This is a genomic window from Caballeronia pedi (assembly GCF_001544915.2).
Lineage (GTDB): Bacteria > Pseudomonadota > Gammaproteobacteria > Burkholderiales > Burkholderiaceae > Caballeronia > Caballeronia pedi.
The window spans coordinates 18,574-34,169 of sequence record NZ_FCOE02000061.1 but is presented as its reverse complement, the minus strand read 5'-3'; the positions used below and the strand labels follow the sequence as shown (position 1 = coordinate 34,169).

At 64.5% G+C, this 15,596-nt stretch carries 22 protein-coding genes; 13 read left to right on the top strand and 9 right to left on the bottom strand.

The window, feature by feature from the left end:
- Positions 1-103 precede the first annotated feature (103 nt).
- The 3 genes from AWB80_RS40015 to AWB80_RS40005 form a co-directional block, all read right to left on the bottom strand.
- A complete protein-coding gene (locus AWB80_RS40015) occupies positions 104-919 on the bottom strand; it encodes a DUF72 domain-containing protein (RefSeq protein WP_061180144.1) in 816 nt (271 codons plus the stop codon).
- A gap of 2 nt (positions 920-921) precedes the next feature.
- Positions 922-1,188, bottom strand: coding sequence for a cupin domain-containing protein (locus tag AWB80_RS40010; RefSeq protein ID WP_061180143.1), 267 nt, complete (start codon positions 1,186-1,188; stop codon positions 922-924).
- 104 nt (positions 1,189-1,292) lie between these two features.
- Complete coding sequence (locus tag AWB80_RS40005; protein WP_143328247.1) at positions 1,293-1,598, bottom strand: hypothetical protein; 306 nt, start codon at positions 1,596-1,598, stop codon at positions 1,293-1,295.
- A 463-nt stretch (positions 1,599-2,061) separates the two neighbouring features.
- Here AWB80_RS40005 and arsC point away from each other — a divergent pair, with 463 nt between their 5' ends.
- The 3 genes from arsC (at position 2,062) to AWB80_RS39990 (ending at position 4,287) form a co-directional block, all read left to right on the top strand.
- Complete coding sequence (gene arsC, locus AWB80_RS40000) at positions 2,062-2,484, top strand: arsenate reductase (glutaredoxin) (protein ID WP_061180141.1); 423 nt, start codon at positions 2,062-2,064, stop codon at positions 2,482-2,484.
- 127 nt (positions 2,485-2,611) lie between these two features.
- The gene (locus tag AWB80_RS39995) at positions 2,612-2,899 is read left to right on the top strand and encodes a hypothetical protein (RefSeq protein WP_061180147.1); all 288 of its coding nucleotides are present in this window, start codon (positions 2,612-2,614) and stop codon (positions 2,897-2,899) included.
- A gap of 215 nt (positions 2,900-3,114) precedes the next feature.
- On the top strand, positions 3,115-4,287 hold the full coding sequence (locus tag AWB80_RS39990) for a GGDEF domain-containing protein (RefSeq protein WP_061180140.1): 1,173 nt from the start codon (positions 3,115-3,117) through the stop codon (positions 4,285-4,287).
- On the opposite strand, the gene AWB80_RS39985 is transcribed toward AWB80_RS39990, so the two are convergent.
- Positions 4,284-4,739 carry an MgtC/SapB family protein gene (locus tag AWB80_RS39985; RefSeq protein ID WP_244207017.1) on the bottom strand — a complete coding sequence of 152 codons (456 nt, stop codon included), beginning with the start codon at positions 4,737-4,739 and terminating at the stop codon, positions 4,284-4,286. The two genes, AWB80_RS39990 and AWB80_RS39985, sit on opposite strands and share 4 nt — an antisense overlap.
- A gap of 171 nt (positions 4,740-4,910) precedes the next feature.
- On the opposite strand from AWB80_RS39985, the gene AWB80_RS39980 reads away from it, so the two are divergent.
- The gene (locus AWB80_RS39980; RefSeq protein ID WP_061180138.1) at positions 4,911-5,309 is read left to right on the top strand and encodes a RidA family protein; all 399 of its coding nucleotides are present in this window, start codon (positions 4,911-4,913) and stop codon (positions 5,307-5,309) included.
- On the opposite strand, the gene AWB80_RS39975 is transcribed toward AWB80_RS39980, so the two are convergent.
- The gene (locus AWB80_RS39975; RefSeq protein WP_061180146.1) at positions 5,306-5,914 is read right to left on the bottom strand and encodes an alpha-ketoglutarate-dependent dioxygenase AlkB family protein; all 609 of its coding nucleotides are present in this window, start codon (positions 5,912-5,914) and stop codon (positions 5,306-5,308) included. The two genes, AWB80_RS39980 and AWB80_RS39975, sit on opposite strands and share 4 nt — an antisense overlap.
- Positions 5,915-6,076: 162 nt before the next feature.
- Between AWB80_RS39975 and AWB80_RS39970 the strand changes: the two genes are divergently transcribed.
- Positions 6,077-6,469 carry a response regulator gene (locus AWB80_RS39970; protein WP_061180137.1) on the top strand — a complete coding sequence of 131 codons (393 nt, stop codon included), beginning with the start codon at positions 6,077-6,079 and terminating at the stop codon, positions 6,467-6,469.
- Positions 6,470-6,477: 8 nt separating this feature from the next.
- Here AWB80_RS39970 and AWB80_RS39965 read toward each other — a convergent pair whose 3' ends face one another.
- Both AWB80_RS39965 and AWB80_RS39960 read right to left on the bottom strand, forming a co-directional pair.
- Entirely contained in the window at positions 6,478-7,284 is an 807-nt protein-coding gene (locus AWB80_RS39965) for an endonuclease/exonuclease/phosphatase family protein (RefSeq protein ID WP_061180136.1), read from the bottom strand.
- A gap of 50 nt (positions 7,285-7,334) precedes the next feature.
- Complete coding sequence (locus tag AWB80_RS39960; protein WP_061180135.1) at positions 7,335-7,856, bottom strand: hypothetical protein; 522 nt, start codon at positions 7,854-7,856, stop codon at positions 7,335-7,337.
- Between the two features lie 326 nt (positions 7,857-8,182).
- Here AWB80_RS39960 and AWB80_RS39955 point away from each other — a divergent pair, with 326 nt between their 5' ends.
- The 7 genes from AWB80_RS39955 (at position 8,183) to AWB80_RS39925 (ending at position 13,429) form a co-directional block, all read left to right on the top strand.
- Complete coding sequence (locus tag AWB80_RS39955; protein WP_061180134.1) at positions 8,183-9,160, top strand: AAA family ATPase; 978 nt, start codon at positions 8,183-8,185, stop codon at positions 9,158-9,160.
- Between the two features lie 185 nt (positions 9,161-9,345).
- Positions 9,346-10,446, top strand: coding sequence for an NAD(P)/FAD-dependent oxidoreductase (locus AWB80_RS39950; protein WP_061180133.1), 1,101 nt, complete (start codon positions 9,346-9,348; stop codon positions 10,444-10,446).
- A 126-nt stretch (positions 10,447-10,572) separates the two neighbouring features.
- The gene (locus tag AWB80_RS39945) at positions 10,573-10,887 is read left to right on the top strand and encodes a high-potential iron-sulfur protein (RefSeq protein WP_061180132.1); all 315 of its coding nucleotides are present in this window, start codon (positions 10,573-10,575) and stop codon (positions 10,885-10,887) included.
- A gap of 201 nt (positions 10,888-11,088) precedes the next feature.
- Positions 11,089-12,378 (top strand): MFS transporter, encoded by a 1,290-nt coding sequence (locus AWB80_RS39940; RefSeq protein ID WP_061180131.1) that lies wholly within the window; start codon positions 11,089-11,091, stop codon positions 12,376-12,378.
- Positions 12,379-12,389: 11 nt separating this feature from the next.
- Positions 12,390-12,701, top strand: coding sequence for a cupin domain-containing protein (locus tag AWB80_RS39935; protein WP_061180130.1), 312 nt, complete (start codon positions 12,390-12,392; stop codon positions 12,699-12,701).
- A gap of 60 nt (positions 12,702-12,761) precedes the next feature.
- Positions 12,762-13,166: a hypothetical protein gene (locus AWB80_RS39930; protein ID WP_143328246.1), complete on the top strand. Its 405-nt coding sequence runs from the start codon at positions 12,762-12,764 to the stop codon at positions 13,164-13,166.
- Positions 13,166-13,429, top strand: coding sequence for a Txe/YoeB family addiction module toxin (locus tag AWB80_RS39925; protein ID WP_341866863.1), 264 nt, complete (start codon positions 13,166-13,168; stop codon positions 13,427-13,429). Before AWB80_RS39930 ends, AWB80_RS39925 begins: the two co-directional genes overlap by 1 nt.
- Before the next feature lie 23 nt (positions 13,430-13,452).
- On the opposite strand, the gene AWB80_RS39920 is transcribed toward AWB80_RS39925, so the two are convergent.
- Complete coding sequence (locus AWB80_RS39920) at positions 13,453-13,722, bottom strand: hypothetical protein (protein WP_061180127.1); 270 nt, start codon at positions 13,720-13,722, stop codon at positions 13,453-13,455.
- Positions 13,723-13,783: 61 nt separating this feature from the next.
- Positions 13,784-14,539, bottom strand: a complete 756-nt coding sequence (locus tag AWB80_RS39915) for a Mut7-C RNAse domain-containing protein (protein WP_061180126.1) — start codon at positions 14,537-14,539, stop codon at positions 13,784-13,786.
- A 114-nt stretch (positions 14,540-14,653) separates the two neighbouring features.
- On the opposite strand from AWB80_RS39915, the gene AWB80_RS39910 reads away from it, so the two are divergent.
- On the top strand, positions 14,654-15,526 hold the full coding sequence (locus AWB80_RS39910) for an NAD(P)-dependent oxidoreductase (protein WP_061180145.1): 873 nt from the start codon (positions 14,654-14,656) through the stop codon (positions 15,524-15,526).
- The last annotated feature ends 70 nt before the right edge of the window (positions 15,527-15,596 follow it).

Here is a 15,596-nt window from a genome sequence, read left to right as displayed (position 1 = left end):
GGCCTCGGCGCGCGCGATGACGGCGTCGCGATGCAATATCTGATTCCGAACTGGAAGTTCGACAACAAGAAGCCTTGCCTCGTGCGTTGAGGCCGATGCGCGTCTAGTCCTTCAATCGTTCGATGAGCGCGATCGCCGCAGCCGGATTGCGCTCCTTGAAGCCGCTGATGACGTAGAGAAACACATCGCGCGATGCGGCTTTCGGGGCCGGCTTGCCGAAGGTCTGCAAGTCGGCCGGCGAGCCGCCCGCGGCCCATGTTGTCGCGCGTCCGGTCCATTGGTCGAGCGCCGCTTTCGCATAACCCTTCGCCTGCTTTTCGGTCGTGCCCATGATGCGCGCGTAGACGAAAGGCGCGGTCACATCCGCGATCTGCGGATACTTCGAATCTCCCGCGATCACCACCGCGACGCGATACTTCCGCGCGAGCGCGATGAACGCCGGATCGCAGAAACTCTCGTGCCGGACTTCGACCGCGTGACGGATCGCGCGTCCGTCGATTTTCGCGGGCAGCAGTTCCAGGAAGCGTTCGAAATCCTCGGCGTCGAACTTCTTGGTCGCCGCGAATTGCCAGTTGATCGGACCGAGCTTGTCGCCGAGTTCGAGCACGCCGCTGCCGAAAAAACGCTCGATCGTATCGCCCGCTTCGGCGAGCACACGGCGATTCGTCGCGTAGCGCGGCGCCTTGAGCGAGAACACGAAATCGTCCGGCGTCTCGTCGCGCCACTTGATGAAGGTAGCGGGCTTCTGCGCGCCGTAGAACGTCCCGTTCACTTCGATGCTGGTGAGCGCGCGGCTCGCGTATTCGAGTTCACGCTTTTGCACGAGGTCTTCGGGATAGAACGTGCCGCGCCACGGCTCGAACGTCCATCCGCCGATGCCGACGCGGATTCGCGCGGCCTTGCGTTTAGAGGCGGCCATCGCTACTTGCGGCCTACGACATAACTCACGCCCTCGGTCCCGTACCGCTCCGAGTGCCCGATATTCGTCGCAAGATGGAAGACCTCGCCCGCGTGATACGTCCGCGCGTGAGCGCCGATGCGTATCGTGACATCGCCTTCGAGAATCAGCGCCTTGGCTTCGAACGGATGCGAGTGGACGTCGAGCGAACCGTTCGGCTCGCGCGTGACGGTGACGACTTCGTTAAAACGTTCGCTGGAAAGCAGCGCGAGAAATTCGTCACGGCGCATGATCGCGGTCCCATTAAAAAGGAAATGGCGCGTCCGTTCGTCTGGAACGGACGCGCCGTCTCATGCACTCATGCTAGCGAAGTTGCGCAAACCGTGCAGACCGCTCAGTTGCCGAAGAAGATGTTGCACTGCGGCCCGCGCGTGCAGGGCTTCGACGCCGCGGTGTCCATGCCCATCGTCGTGCCGGCTGCGCCGCGCGTCATGGGCGCACCGCCGTATGACGTATCGGACATGTCGCCCGGCTGGGCCTGCATGGCGCTTTGCTGCGGCGCGCTCGGGTCGGTCCAGGTATCGGCGGTGGCCTGTCCGGGCACCTGCGCGGTTCGATAGTAGGTCTGCTGGGCCGAGGCAAGGCCCGCAGCGGCGAATAACGAGGCGGCGAGCGCCACCATGGCGATACGTGATTTCATGTCGACTCCTTGATCGGAAGGCGCGCTCGCGTGTGTCCGCGTAACGCTGTTCGCTGAATCGGATCGTTGATCCGCACGGAACGTGCCACGTGTCTCGCATGTGCCATGCGTGGCGCGCCGCGAGGACGGAACATCGGTGCCGGTTGCCGGCGTGGTATGCGTGTTCCGCCGCCGGTATGCCGAACTTGTTCGTATGCGTTTTGCACGGCATCTCGCCGTTGCGATGCAGACGGAGCGCCGGTGCGCTTTCCGGCGAATGGGACCCGCGGGTCCGCAGAAGACGCATGCCGCACTGCACCTTCTTTATAGGCCGCGGATGCTCGAATGAACAGGACAATTGAACGCACGTCCCGCATACGGTCGTGCGCGTGGCGCGTGGCTGTCGGTCGCGTCATCGCTGCATCGGTTTTAGAATGCGAGGCGTGCCATCTCGCCAACTTTCGATAGCAGGGACAACGCGACCATGACCGTCACCATCTACCACAATCCGAAGTGCGGAACCTCGCGCAACACGCTCGCACTGATCCGCAACGCGGGCATTGAACCGAACGTGATCGAATATCTCACGCATCCGCCGAGCCGCGAGACGCTCGTCGCGCTGATCGCGCGGGCGGGTCTGTCCGTGCGCGATGCATTGCGCGAAAAGGGCACGCCGTACGCCGAACTCGGCCTCGGCGATCCGGGCCTCAGCGATGAACAACTCATCGACGCGATGCTCGCGCATCCGATCCTGATCAACCGTCCGTTCGTCGATACGCCCAAGGGCGCGCGTCTTTGCCGCCCGTCGGAACTCGTGCTCGATCTGCTGCCCGAGGCGCAGAAAGGGCCGTTCGTGAAGGAAGACGGCGAAGTCATCATCGACGAAACCGGCAAGCGCGTGCGCTGAGCGAAACTGCAAGCTATCTGACCGTTACCTGACGTTACCTTTCTGGCAGAGCCGTTGCACCTGTATCCGGCATCGCTTTTTAGACTGCACCTGACTCACAAGGCACTCGGTGCAGGGAGAAAGCAACATGAAAAAGAAACTGCTTGGAATGGCTGTCGGGCTGGCAGGGATCGTAGCGCTCGCCATGTCGGCGTCGGCGAATGCGCATGTCGATGTAGCGGTGGGCGTCGGTGTGCCGGTGTATGCGCAGCCTGCAGTGCCGGTCGGCTATTACGGTTACGGCGACCGCGATGGCTACGGCTATCACCGCGACCGCTGGCGCGAGCGCGAATGGCGGCGTCACGAATGGCGCGAGCGTCGCTGGCATCACGAGATGCGCCGCGAGGAACGCTGGCGCGACCGGCACGAATGGTAAGGTCTGAACGACGATGCGCGGTTTCGTCTGGACTGCGCATTGCTTCATCGAACGCGGCGGGCCGGGAGGCCGCGCCGCGTTTCTGTTTCTGTTTGTTGTCGTGCGACCGCGTGCCGCATATGGCGCCGTTCAGGGTGCGGCCGTTCGTGCCGTAAACACGTTGGCGACGCGCTGCGATCTCCCCGGTGCGAGCGAATTCCACCCCACTTTCAGCGATGTTCAGTCCCGTCAGCATTCTCGTCGTCACCGCGCTATCGAGCATTCTCTCGATACTGGTGCTGATCTCGCTGCTCTCGCACGAGATCGACGGCGTGCCGCGCTGGCTCTGGGCGAACGTGCTGGCCATCGTGTCGCTCGTGCTGTTCGCCATGCAGAACGTGGCGCCCGCGTGGCTCGGCGTCGTGGTCGCGAATCAACTGCTGGCCGCGACCGTTCTGCTGATCTACGAAGGCTGCAACGAATTCTTCGATGTGCATCTGCGACCCGCGCAACGCTGGGCGGGCTGGATCATGTGGCTCGGCGTGATGGCGGGCATCGTGTACTTCACCTACGTCGTGCCCGATATGCACGCGCGCGTGGTGATCGTGTCGGCGTTTCACGCCGCCTGCGATTTCGCGATTGCGGGCCGCGTGCTGCTCGGGCGTCCGAAGGAGCGGCCGCGCTACAACTATCTGTTCGTCGCCGGCGCGGCGGCGCTCGGCGCGCTCGGCCATACGATCCGCGGCGCGATCTACGCCGTGCAGCCGCCCGCGCAGGCGGCACTGCTGCAACCCGGGCCGATGCAGATCACGTTTCTCGCGCTCGGCATTCTCGTGCTGCCGTCGCTGTGCATCGGGCTCGTGATGATGGCGCACGACCGCCTGGCGCAGCGGCTCGAACGGCTCGCGCGCTTCGACGATCTGACCGGCGCATTGTCGCGAAAGGCGTTTCTGGCGGGGGCGGCGGAACGGCTCGCGCGCGCTGGAAGTACCGCCCGGCGCGAATATGTCGCGGTGGTAGACGTCGATCATTTCAAGAGCGTGAACGACCGCTACGGTCACGCGGCGGGCGACGACGTGCTGCGCCACTTCGCGGCCATCGTGCGGACGCGCATCCGCGATGACGACGCATTCGGGCGCATCGGCGGCGAGGAGTTCTGTCTGTTCTGCTCGGCCGATCGCAGCGAGGATGTCACCGCGCTCGTCGAACGTCTGCGCAGGACCGTCGAAGCGACGCCGTGCGCCGTGCCCGGCGGCGTGCTGAATTACACCTTCAGCGCGGGCATTGCGATGTGGGACGGGCGCGAGACGCTCGCCTCGCTGATGGCGCGTGCCGATGGCCTGCTCTATGCAGCGAAGGTCGCGGGGCGGAATCGTGTGATGGCGCCTGGCGTGGAAGAACTCGCCTAAGCCTCTTCGATGTCGCCGTACTTCTGGCGCTCGTCTTCCGGCTTGTTCATCCAGCGCCGCAGCAAACGCTTCTCGACCACGCGCCCGATGACCATGAGCGCGATCATCAGAAGCATCGCGATGAACGCGACGCTCCACACGCCCAGTCCACAAACGATACCGACCGCCGCCGTCACCCAGATCGACGCCGCCGTAGTGAGTCCGCGCACGCGGTTTTCACGCGGATTCTGCAGGATCACGCCCGCGCCGAGAAAGCCGACGCCCGTCACGATGCCCTGCACCGCGCGGGAGACGTCGGCGTTAGCGGAGAGCGTCATCGAGAAGCCTTGCGCACACATCGTCGCGATGCACGCGCCGAGCGACACGAGTCCGAGCGTCTTCATGCCGGTCGGCTTGCCATGCAGATCGCGATCGATGCCGATGATGCAGCCGATCAGGATCGCTGTCAGCATGCGCAGAACGGCGTCGGCGAGAAGAGGGTAAGGAAGCATCGCGCGTGAGAAGGTAACCGTAAGCCGCATCATCTTCGCACGGGGCGCCAGCACGCGCGCAATTTTGGCGCGCTAACGTTCCGATCTCTGCGATCCTGACACGCACAAGCACGCACATAAAAAGGAGACGAAGTGAGCCAACTGCCCAAATTCACGATGGTCGATGCCGCGCCGACGCCCGTCGGACCGTTCTCGCACGCGGCCGAGGCCGACGGCTGGGTGTTCCTGACCGGCCAGATGCCGACCGCTCCCGACGACGACAACGCGCCGCTGCCCGAAGGCGTCGCGGCGCAGACCCGGCGTGTGATGGACAACCTGATACTCGTGCTGAACGGCGTCGGCCTCACGCTCGACAACGTGGTCAGCGTGCGCATCTTCCTTACCGAATTCAAGCGCGATTACGACGCGATGAACGCGGTGTATCGCGCTTATTTTCTGCCGAAGCCGCTGCCGGCGCGCACGTGCATCGGCGTGACGGGACTCGCGCGCGATGCGCTCGTGGAAATCGATTTCGTCGCAAAGCGGCCTTAAGCGCGCCTGTTCACGCGCTTCGACGCATCGACACTGCGGAACGTGAGATTGATGCGCTCGCCGCGCGCGCCCGGCTCCTTCGGCACGCGATGCACCCATTCGAGCTGCGTGCGCCCGCGCATCACGAGCAGGCTGCCGTGCGTCAGCGCGAGCGTGTGCGTGGCGTGTGTGCGCGCGTGGCGGAACTCGAAGGTGCGCGTCGCGCCGAGACTCACCGATGCGATCACCGGTTCCGGGCCGAGCTCGCGTTCCTTGTCGGCGTGCCAGCCCATGCTGTCGAGGCCGCTGCGATAGCGGTTCAGCAGCACGCTGTTGAAGCGCGCGCCGCAGGCGGCTTCGGCGCGCTCGCGCAGTTGCGCGACGGCGGGCGTCCACGGCTGCGGCACGTTGCGGATGCCCGAATACACATAGACCGCGTCCGGTTCGCCTTGCCACGCCGTCAGGCGCGGCAGCGGCACGCGGCCGCCGGGCGTCGTCATCGTGTCCTGCTGCCAGCCGACTTCGGCGATGAGCGCGCCCATCAGGTCGGAGGCTTCGTCGGCATCGATCCAGTCCGGATGCCAGACGATGTCGGGTTTGGGGATGTCGTCGAATAGATCGAACATGGCGGCGATGCGGGAACGGCGCGGCAAATGAAGCATTCACGATAGCAGAGCCGCCGCGTGCCGTGCTTGCGGCCTCATCTCCTGAAGCGCAGACCCGCTGTGCTACATTCCCCGCACCATCTCAAAAAAGTCGCCGCGTGGCGACGATGTACGGGGACTCGCATGAACACTACCGCCGAAGCAAGCGGCGGCGCGGCGCAAGGCCGCCGCATTCTGCTCGTCGACGACAGCGCCGATGCGGCGCTTGCCCTGTCGATGCTGCTCGAAGCGCTCGGTCACGTCGTGCGCACAGAACACGACGGGCCGCGCGCGCTCGCATCGATCGATGATTTCAAACCCGATGTGGTCGTGCTCGATATCGGCTTGCCGGGCATGAGCGGCTTCGATGTGGCGCGCGAAATGAGAAAGCGCGATGCCACGCAGCACGCGCTGCTGCTCGCGCTGACCGGCTGGGGCAGCGACGCCGATCGCCGCAGCGCGCTCGATGCGGGCTTCGATCATCATCTGACCAAACCCGTCGACGTCGCCAATCTGGAAGCGCTGCTCGCGGGGTAAGCGCTGCGTCACTCCACGCGCAGCCGCGCCACGTACGGAAGGTGATCGGACAGCCACGCGGTGTCCTGTGTCGGCACGAGCCATTCGACCGGTTTCAGGCCGCGCACGAACATCTTGTCGAGCGCGAGCGCGGGCGAGAACGCCGGAAACGTGCGGCCCGATGCGCCCAACATGGTCGCGACTTCGTTCATGCCGAGTTCGGCGAACAGGGGCACGGAATCGTTGCGCCAGTCGTTGAAGTCGCCCGCCAGCACGAGCGGGCCCTCGGGCGCTTCCTTCGCGATCCAGTGCGCGATCCAGTTCATCTGACGCAGACGCGCCTGACGCGTCAGCGCGAGATGCGCGCACAGCAGCGTGACCGACTGACCGGCGAAGGTGGCGCGCGCGACCAGCAAACCGCGTTTTTCGAACCGATGCGCCGAGATGTCCCAGCGCCCGGAGAGATCGAGCGGATGCGGCGAGAGAATCGCGTTGCCGTGCCGCCACGAGGGCTTGAACACGTTCGGCCCGAGTGCGATCTGCAATTCGAGCGCGGTGGCGATCTCGGTGGCCTGGCAATGCCAGACATCATCGAGCGGCGCGTTGAGCGGCTTGCCGAAGCCGCTGGCGAGCACGGGCTGCGGCATGCGCCGCGCCATCGCTTCCTGAAGGAAATAGACGTCCGCGTTGGTGGTCTGAACCCACCGCTGCATCGCGGTCCAGGCGCGCAAGCCGAGCGGCGAGCGACCCTTGTGCAGGTTCCAGCTGACCGCCGTGAAATCCGGTGTGGCCGTGTGAGCGGATGGGCCTGGCGGAAGATGTTCTGGGTTTCGCATGCGTTCTTTGTCTTGAGCGGCGGCTTTTTGAGTCTATGTCACCGCGGTTGTCATTGCGCCGCCGTCGATGCGCCCAGGCTCGCGCGCACCCGATAGGCGAGCGACGGATTGCTGTCGATGATCTGCCATTGCGCCCATTCGCCGGGCTTGACGACGAGCCCCGGATGCGACCCGCTCACCTGGCGCGGCACCGGCGGCAACTTGCAGCCGGACGGCGACACGCGCGTGCTGTCGTCCTGCAAGGTTTCCTGCGCGTCGATGGCGATCGTGATGTCGTCGGCGCTCGCGTGGGTCGGCGAGATGGTGACGGTGCGTTGCAGATCGATCTCGCCCGCGGGTTGATCCGCGCAGCCGACGCGATTCTGCACCTTGTTGTGATGCGTGTCCGTGCGCGCCTGTCCGACGTTGGTGGTGCCGGAGAATGAATCGATCTGTTGCCCGTCGCGCACAACCTGCAATTCCCAGTTCACCGGCTGCGCCGGCGTGGTTTGCGCGTGCGCGGCGAACGCGGTGAGACAGGCGCCTGTCATGAGCGCGAAATTCAGAAAGACCGTGGGTATCGTTTTTCGCATTGAAAGCAACTCCTGCGCGCGAACTATTCGGATGGCGGCACGCCCGGCAGCGGCCACGGGATCGGCGTTCCTCGGCGACTTCGGTGTGACACGGCGACGCGAAGCCGGTTCAGCGCGCCAGCCGAAATATATGATTGCGTGCGAAGCAGATATCGAACCCGCTCGCCGCTTCGATCCCGACGATCATACTAGGCCGCGCCGATCGCGGCTTTATCGGCGGAAACGGGCATTGTGTTTAGCAGCACACGCGTGCGACTGCTCGCTTGCATGGGGTTTTGGCGTCGATACACTGGACTCGTCGACCATAAAAAATGACGGGGTGTGACATGACGACAGCCGTGGTCAAACAGGAACTGGCGGTGGCATCGTTCAGCAAGGTCTACAGTCTCGACGACGTGGAAACCGCGCTCAACGACCTCTCCGAAGGCGCAAGCGACGCCTTGCGCGCCACCTACGAAAAGATGCTCAAGGTGGGCAATCTGCGCTTTTGCGTGAAGCCCAACCGCATGCCGTCGATCGACGATCTCGCCGCCGATCTGCCGAACTTCGAAGAGCCGCTCGCCGATATCCGCAAGCAGATTGCGCTGTGCCTCGAAACCGACGACCGCCTCGAACTCATGCCCATGTTGCTGCTCGGCGAGCCGGGCATCGGCAAGACGCACTTCGCGAAACAGCTCGCGCGACTGCTCGGCACGTCCTGCCATTACGTCGCGATGAGCTCGCTCACCGCGGGCTGGATTCTGTCGGGGGCGTCGTCGCAATGGCGCAACGCGAAGCCCGGCAAGGTCTTCGACGCGCTCGTGAACGGCAGCTACGCGAACCCCGTCATCACCGTCGATGAAATCGACAAGGCCACCGGCGACGCGCAATACGATCCGCTCGGCGCGCTCTATGCGCTGCTGGAACACGACACGGCGCAGACTTTCATCGACGAATTCGCCGAGGTGCCGATCAACGCGGGCAACGTAGTGTGGATCGCCACGGCCAACGACGCGCGCGCGATTCCCGAGCCGCTTTTGAACCGCATGAACGTCTACGAGATTCCGGCGCCCGATCGCGACGGCGCGCGGCGCATCGCGCAGTCGATTTACGCCGAAATCCGCGATGCCCACACGTGGGGCGCGCGTTTCCCGGAAACGCTCGGCGACGCGCCGCTCGACGCGCTCGTGCAGGCGTCGCCGCGCGGCATGCGGCGTGCGATGCTCAATGCGTTCGGCAACGCTCGCATCGACAACCGGCACCACATCGAGGCACGCGATATCCAGCTCGACCGGAATTCGCGCAGGAAAGCCATCGGGTTCTGAAAAGGGGTTATTTGCGAATTTGCGAAAAAGGCCGCCAAAACCTGTCATTTTTGACATCTGGCGGCCAGATTCTTGCCTTTTTCCGAATTGCACCGGAAAACGATGCAATCCATGTGCGTTTGTTGTGTATCGCGCAATAGTCCCGAACGTAAAATAGTTGGGACAAATCTGCGGCGGAAGGAAATATGGATCGGATCGAGTGCGTGGTAATCGGAGCAGGCGCGGTCGGGCTGGCGATTGCCCGGGCGCTGGCGATGCGCGGGCGCGAAGTCATCGTGCTGGAATCGGGCGAGGGCATCGGCATCGGCACGAGCTCGCGCAACAGCGAGGTGATTCACGCGGGCATCTACTATCCGCGCGGATCGCTGAAGGCCGAACTGTGCGTGCGCGGGCGCGACATGCTCTACGAGTTCTGTCAGGCGCACGGCGTGCCGCACCGGCAATGCGGCAAGCTGCTCGTCGCCACGGCGCGCAATCAGGTGCCGCAACTGGCGGCGCTGGAGCAGAAGGGCATCGAGAATCGCGTCAAGGGGCTCACGCGCATCAGCGGCGCGCAGGCGGCGGAGATGGAGCCGCAACTGCAATGCGTCGAGGCGGTGTGGTCGCCGCTGACGGGCATCGTCGACAGTCATCAGTTCATGCTCGCACTACAGGGCGAAGCCGAGAGCCGCGGCGCGAACATCGTGTTCCATACGCCTGTCGAGTCCATCGATGCGCGCGAGGGCTGCTTCATCGTCGAAACGGGCGGCGAGTCGCCCGCGCGCTTCCGGGCGTCGTATCTGATCAACAGCGCGGGACTGTGGGCGAACGCGATCGCGCGCAACATTCGCGGCCTCGACGATCGCCATGTGCCGCCGCTCTACTTCGCGAAGGGCAATTACTTCAGCGTGAGCGGACGCGCGCCGTTCGAACGGCTCATCTATCCGATGCCCAACGAGGCGGGCCTCGGCGTGCATCTGACGATCGATCTCGGCGGCCAGGCGAAGTTCGGGCCGGACGTCGAATGGGTGCAGGCGCTCAATTACGACGTCGATCCGCGCCGCGCCGATTCTTTCTACGCCGCGATCCGCGCGTACTGGCCCGGCCTCCCCGATGACGCGTTGCAGCCCGCCTATGCGGGCATCCGGCCGAAACTGTCCGGGCCGGGTCAGGCGGCGGCGGACTTCATGATTCAGGGCAAGTCGGCGCACGGCGTGCCGGGGCTCGTGAATCTGTACGGCATCGAGTCGCCGGGACTGACGGCGTCGCTTGCGATCGCTGAGCGCGTCGCCGACATGGCGCGCTGACTGACGCGCGACGTTTTCTTATCTCTGAGATTTGACGTCGTCGACTCGCTTCCAGGTTGTTATGCTCGGGAATCGCCGTCGCCAAGAACGGCGCTTATCCCCCAATACAACATGGAGTGAGTCACCATGAAGACATCACGTCGCACGTTTCTGATTACCAGCGTGGGCGTCGCCTCGACGTTCGCGCTCGGCTCGAAAGCCGCATTCGCCGATGCGCCGAAAGTCCCCGAAAGCGATCCCACCGCGCAGGCGCTCGGCTACAAGGAAGACGCGAGCAAGGTCGACAAGGCCAAGTTCGCGAAATACGCCGCTGGTCAGGATTGCGGCAACTGTCAGTTCTATCAGGGCAAGCCGACCGACGCCTACGCGGCGTGTCCGATGTTCCCCGGCAAGCAGGTCGCATCGAAGGGTTGGTGCAGCGCGTATGTGAAGAAGGCATAAGCAGTCCGAGCAGCATCATCGCGCAGGCGCGCCCGGCCGAAAGGCCCGGCGCGCTTTTGTTTGTTCGCATTTAGCTTGATCGGGAGAAAAACCGTCTTTACACTCGCCAAGGCAAAAAGAGCCGCGCGTGCGCATCTTTTGGAATGATGCGAACGAAACGCGGACCTGCCCACGCCGATCGATGCACACACAGGGGATCGCATGCCAGGAAGACGACTGAACGCGCGCGCCGTGACAGCGGCGGTCATCGGCAACGCGCTGGAGTGGTACGACTTCACCGTGTTCGGCTTCATGACAGTCGTCATCGCGCGCCTGTTCTTCCCGACCGACAACGACTATTCGTCGATTCTTCTGACCACCGCGACCTTCGGCGTCGCGTTCGTGATGCGGCCGGTCGGCGGCATCGTGCTCGGGCTTTATGCGGATCGCGCGGGGCGCAAGGCGGCGCTGACACTCGTCATCGGCCTGATGACGCTCGGCATCTTTCTGCTGGCGATCGCCCCGCCGTACTCGGCGATCGGCATCGGCGCGCCGCTCGTCATCGTGTTCGCGCGGCTGTTGCAGGGCTTCTCCGCGGGCGGCGAGTTCGGCAGTTCGACCGCGCTACTGATCGAAGCGGCGCCGTTCTCCAAGCGCGGCTTCTACGGCAGTTTTCAGATGGCGAGCCAGGCGGCGTCGCTGTTGCTCGGCGCGATCGTCGGCGCGGCGATCTCGCGTGGCCTTTCGCCCGAAGCGCTCGATTCCTGGGGCTGGCGCGTGCCGTTCATCATCGGGCTCGTGATCGGGCCGGTCGGTCTGTACATTCGCCGCAACATGGCCGATACCGAAGCGTTCCTGCATGCGAAGAAAACCGCGCGCCGCGCGACGCTCGGCGAAGTGTTCCGCACGCATAGCCGCGAAGTGCTGTGCGGGCTCGGTGCGGTGATCGCGCTGACGGTGAGCGTGTACGTGCTGATCGCCTATCTGCCGACGTTTGCCGTCAAGCAACTGAAGCTGCCGTTCGGGCAGTCGTTCACGGCGCTGATCGTCGGCAATCTGCTGTTGACGGTGCTTTCGCCGGTCGCGGGCGCGTGGTCGGATCGCATCGGACGCAAAGGGTTGTCGCTGTGGTCGCTGGCGATCACGCTCGTCATCATCTATCCACTCTTCGCGTGGCTCGCGGCCGAGCCGAGCGTGATGCGGCTCGTGATCGTGCAGGCGCTGCTGTCGATCGCGCTCTCGGGCTACTATGGGCCGTTCGGCGCGCTCATCGCCGAGCTTTTTCCGGCTCACGTGCGCTCGACGGGGCTGTCTCTCGCGTACAACATCGCGGTGATGATTTTCGGCGGCTTCGGACAGTTCATCGTCACGTGGCTCATCCGCGTCACGGAATCGCAACTCGCGCCGACCTTCTATGTGATGGGTGGGCTCGTGCTCTCGCTGATCGCGGTGGCGTGCATTCCGGCGACACGCCACGCAGACGTCGACGAAGCACGCGATTTCATCCGTTAGCAGGCCTTCAAATGAAAGTGATCGAAAGCAGCAAGTTCACGGCGGAGCGCGCATGGGGCGCGCTCGATATCTGCGTGATGAACGGCACGTCGTGCCGGTTGCACTGGACGGACACGCCCTACAAGTGGCATGTGAACGACGGCGAAGAAGTGTTCGCCGTGATGCAGGGCGAAGTGCGGATGCACGTGCGCGGTGCCGAAGGCGAGCGCACGCTGACGCTGCGTGCCGGCGATATCTTCCATGCGCAAGCGGGCGACGAGCATTTCGCCGAACCGGTGGGCGAGGCGCGCATTCTGGTGATCGAAAAGGAAGGGAGCGTGTGAAGGCGATTCTTCCTAAACCATTCGGACAGGTGGTGCGACGGCCGCGCCGTCCGTGATAATGTGCCCATCGTTGTGTGTGAGCGAGGGTGGGAAATGGTTAGGATGGTTGAATTAATCGAGCGTGATTACGACGAAGCGCGGGAGGCCGAGCGGTTGGGCGAGTGGGGGGAGATGCCGCTGCTCGATTCGGAGGATCTCGTCGTGATGTCCAACGAAACGCTGGCGCGGATGGCGGCGCATCTGGAAGAAGTCGAACGCGAGCTGGACGAGCGGAAGCTCGAAGAATCGGTCGCGTGGTTCAGGTCGCGCGGATACACGGAAGACAAGCTGCTTTCGCCGGAAGATCTCGTCGAGCGCTTGGAGTTTTCACCGGCCGCTGCTCCCTTCAGAATCAAGTCGCCGAGATTTTCGTTTCTCGATGTCTTCGGTGGCTACTTCGCCAAGCGAACCAAGCAGGCCGGATGATGGCGCGTGGGCTGCTGTTCTCGCATCTCAGTTGGGACGAATACCACTTCTGGCGCGGATCGGATTCGAAGGTCTTCGAACGGTTGACTCGTCTCATCAACGAGTGCTGCCGAAATCCGTTCGCCGGAACGGGAAAGCCGGAGCCGCTGAAAGGCAGGAAGATGTGGTCGCGTCGGATCGACGAGAAGAATCGATTCGTCTACGAGGTATCGGACGCGGACCTTTTTATTGTTCGCTGCCGCGGCCACTACGGCGACCACTAACGCCCCGGACGGACGCGCAGAACTTACCGCTCGAGACCCGCCTTCACCAGCAACTCTGCGAGCACCTCAGTCATGCCGCCTTCGTGCCCCTCGGCGCGTTCCTTCAGTTGCGTCACCAACTTTTCATCGAGCTTGCAGGCGAACGGCACGAGACCCTTCGCCTGATCGAGCTTGCGCTGCTCGCGGCGATCCGTCTTTTGCGCGTCCGCGCCGCCCGCGCGTGCGCGGCCGCCTTGCTTCAGGTCATTGGCCAGTTTGAAGGCCTTGGTCTGTTCCAGTTGAAATTTGTTCACGCGATGCTCCAGGGCAATTTTCGATGTCAGGGGCCGTATTGTACGGAACGCGACGAACGCCTTAGCGGCCGGCTTCCGCGAGCGCGTCGATGCGCGCGCGCATGCGCCGCCAGTGCGAGCCTTCCCAGAACACGCGATGACACACGTCGCAGGTGACGAAACGCGCGTGCCGCTCGCGCACGCCTTCGGGCACGCGGCCGTCGATATCGCCGGGACCGGCCGGACGCAATGGCGCGTTGCACATCAGGCAGAGCCGGAACGCCCGGACATGCGGCGCCAGATCGAAGCGCTCCGAGACCTCGCGGAACTGGTCGTCGGGCTGCAGCGTGCGCACGTAGCCGCCGTGCAGCACGGTGCGGCGCTTGAGCAACTCGCGATCGCGCGTCAGCACGATGCGCGCTTCGTCGTGTGCAAGCTGCTCGATTTCGTCGTCGGGGAAGTTGTTGTCGTAGCGGGTGTCGAAGCCCGCGAGCCGCAATAGCTGCGCGAGACCGCCGAGATGCGCATCGGCGATGAAGCGCAGACCGGCGGGGTCGAGCGGCGGGCGCAGCAGCAGCGCGCCGCTGGTTTTGCCTTCCGGCACGTGGCGCGCGGGATAGACCTCGATGAGGTCGTCCGCCTCGATCAGCGTGTCGAAGCCGGTCGGCATGCCGTTGCGCACGATGAGTTCGACCTCGGTATGCGGCACGCCGAGCGCCTCGATCATGTGCTTGGTCGACGAAGATTTCGCGCACGCGCACGCGAACGTGTGCCCGCGCAGGGATCGAGCGAGGAAGTCGTTCAGTTCGCGGTGGAAGTGAAAGCGCGCCTTGACCATGCAGCGAGTATCGCATTGGGCGCTGCTGCGCGCTTCGCATCGATGTGCTTTACTGGCGCTCGGGTCGCGCGGCCATCGCGGCGCGGCAAGCGGACAAGGCAAAGGAGTATGAGCATGGATATCGGATTCATCGGACTGGGGGAAATGGGCGGCGCGATGGCGAGCAACGCGCTGAAAGCGGGGCACACGGTGCGCGTCTGGAACCGCTCGCGCGACAAGACGCGCGCGCTCGCGGACCAGGGCGCGTCGGTGGTCGATACGCCCGAGCAGGCCTTCGCCGGCGACGCCGCATTCTCCATGCTCGCCGACGACCACGCGCTGCGCTCGGTGCTGGTCGACGGCGGTTTGCTCAAGCACGCGCCGAAGGGCCTCGTGCACGTCAATATGGCGACGATTTCGGCGGCGCTCGCCATCGAACTGGCCGAGTTGCACGCGCAGCACGGCGTCGCGTATGTCGCCGCGCCGGTGCTCGGGCGGCCGGACGTCGCCGCGGCGGGCAAGCTCAACATCCTGGCGGCGGGCGCGAGCGGCGCGATCGACCGCGTGCAGCCGGTGCTCGACGCGCTCGGCCAGAAAACCTGGCGCGTCGGCAGCGAGCCGCAGCACGCGAACGTGCTCAAGCTCGCGGCGAATTTCATGCTGGCATCGGCGATCGAAAGTTTCGGCGAAGCGGCGGCGCTCGTGAGCGGCCACGGCATCGAGGCGCAGACCCTGCTCGACGTCATCACGAATTCGCTCTTTCCGGGACCGGTGTATCAGGGCTACGGCAAGATGATCGCGGAGCGCCGCTACGAGCCCGCGCTCTTCAAGGCGCGTCTCGGTCTGAAGGACGTGCGCCTCGCGATTGCCGCGGGCGATGCCGTGAACGTGCCGCTGCCGCTCGCGAGCGTCGTGCGCGACAACCTCGTCGATGCGCTCGCTCACGGCGACGGCGAAAAGGACTTCGCCGTGCTGGGTCAGGTGGCGGCGCGGCGCGCTGGGCGCTGATTCCATTCACGCGGTGTGGCGAAGGCGGCGTTTCGCCCGAATCGACGCGGGCAGACTGCATAATGCGAGT

Coding starts and splice junctions, on each gene's coding strand:
- AWB80_RS39935 (WP_061180130.1), top strand. CDS start 12,390: ATGAAAGTGATCGAAAGCAGCAAGTTCACGGCGGAGCGCGCATGGGGC.
- AWB80_RS39970 (WP_061180137.1), top strand. CDS start 6,077: ATGAACACTACCGCCGAAGCAAGCGGCGGCGCGGCGCAAGGCCGCCGC.
- AWB80_RS39975 (WP_061180146.1), bottom strand. CDS start 5,914: ATGTTCGATCTATTCGACGACATCCCCAAACCCGACATCGTCTGGCAT.
- AWB80_RS39910 (WP_061180145.1), top strand. CDS start 14,654: ATGGATATCGGATTCATCGGACTGGGGGAAATGGGCGGCGCGATGGCG.
- AWB80_RS39985 (WP_244207017.1), bottom strand. CDS start 4,739: ATGCTGACAGCGATCCTGATCGGCTGCATCATCGGCATCGATCGCGAT.
- AWB80_RS39965 (WP_061180136.1), bottom strand. CDS start 7,284: ATGCGAAACCCAGAACATCTTCCGCCAGGCCCATCCGCTCACACGGCC.
- arsC (WP_061180141.1), top strand. CDS start 2,062: ATGACCGTCACCATCTACCACAATCCGAAGTGCGGAACCTCGCGCAAC.
- AWB80_RS39995 (WP_061180147.1), top strand. CDS start 2,612: ATGAAAAAGAAACTGCTTGGAATGGCTGTCGGGCTGGCAGGGATCGTA.
- AWB80_RS39955 (WP_061180134.1), top strand. CDS start 8,183: ATGACGACAGCCGTGGTCAAACAGGAACTGGCGGTGGCATCGTTCAGC.
- AWB80_RS39990 (WP_061180140.1), top strand. CDS start 3,115: ATGTTCAGTCCCGTCAGCATTCTCGTCGTCACCGCGCTATCGAGCATT.
- AWB80_RS39940 (WP_061180131.1), top strand. CDS start 11,089: ATGCCAGGAAGACGACTGAACGCGCGCGCCGTGACAGCGGCGGTCATC.
- AWB80_RS39950 (WP_061180133.1), top strand. CDS start 9,346: ATGGATCGGATCGAGTGCGTGGTAATCGGAGCAGGCGCGGTCGGGCTG.
- AWB80_RS40005 (WP_143328247.1), bottom strand. CDS start 1,598: ATGAAATCACGTATCGCCATGGTGGCGCTCGCCGCCTCGTTATTCGCC.
- AWB80_RS39945 (WP_061180132.1), top strand. CDS start 10,573: ATGAAGACATCACGTCGCACGTTTCTGATTACCAGCGTGGGCGTCGCC.
- AWB80_RS39960 (WP_061180135.1), bottom strand. CDS start 7,856: ATGCGAAAAACGATACCCACGGTCTTTCTGAATTTCGCGCTCATGACA.
- AWB80_RS40015 (WP_061180144.1), bottom strand. CDS start 919: ATGGCCGCCTCTAAACGCAAGGCCGCGCGAATCCGCGTCGGCATCGGC.
- AWB80_RS40010 (WP_061180143.1), bottom strand. CDS start 1,188: ATGCGCCGTGACGAATTTCTCGCGCTGCTTTCCAGCGAACGTTTTAAC.
- AWB80_RS39925 (WP_341866863.1), top strand. CDS start 13,166: ATGGCGCGTGGGCTGCTGTTCTCGCATCTCAGTTGGGACGAATACCAC.
- AWB80_RS39915 (WP_061180126.1), bottom strand. CDS start 14,539: ATGGTCAAGGCGCGCTTTCACTTCCACCGCGAACTGAACGACTTCCTC.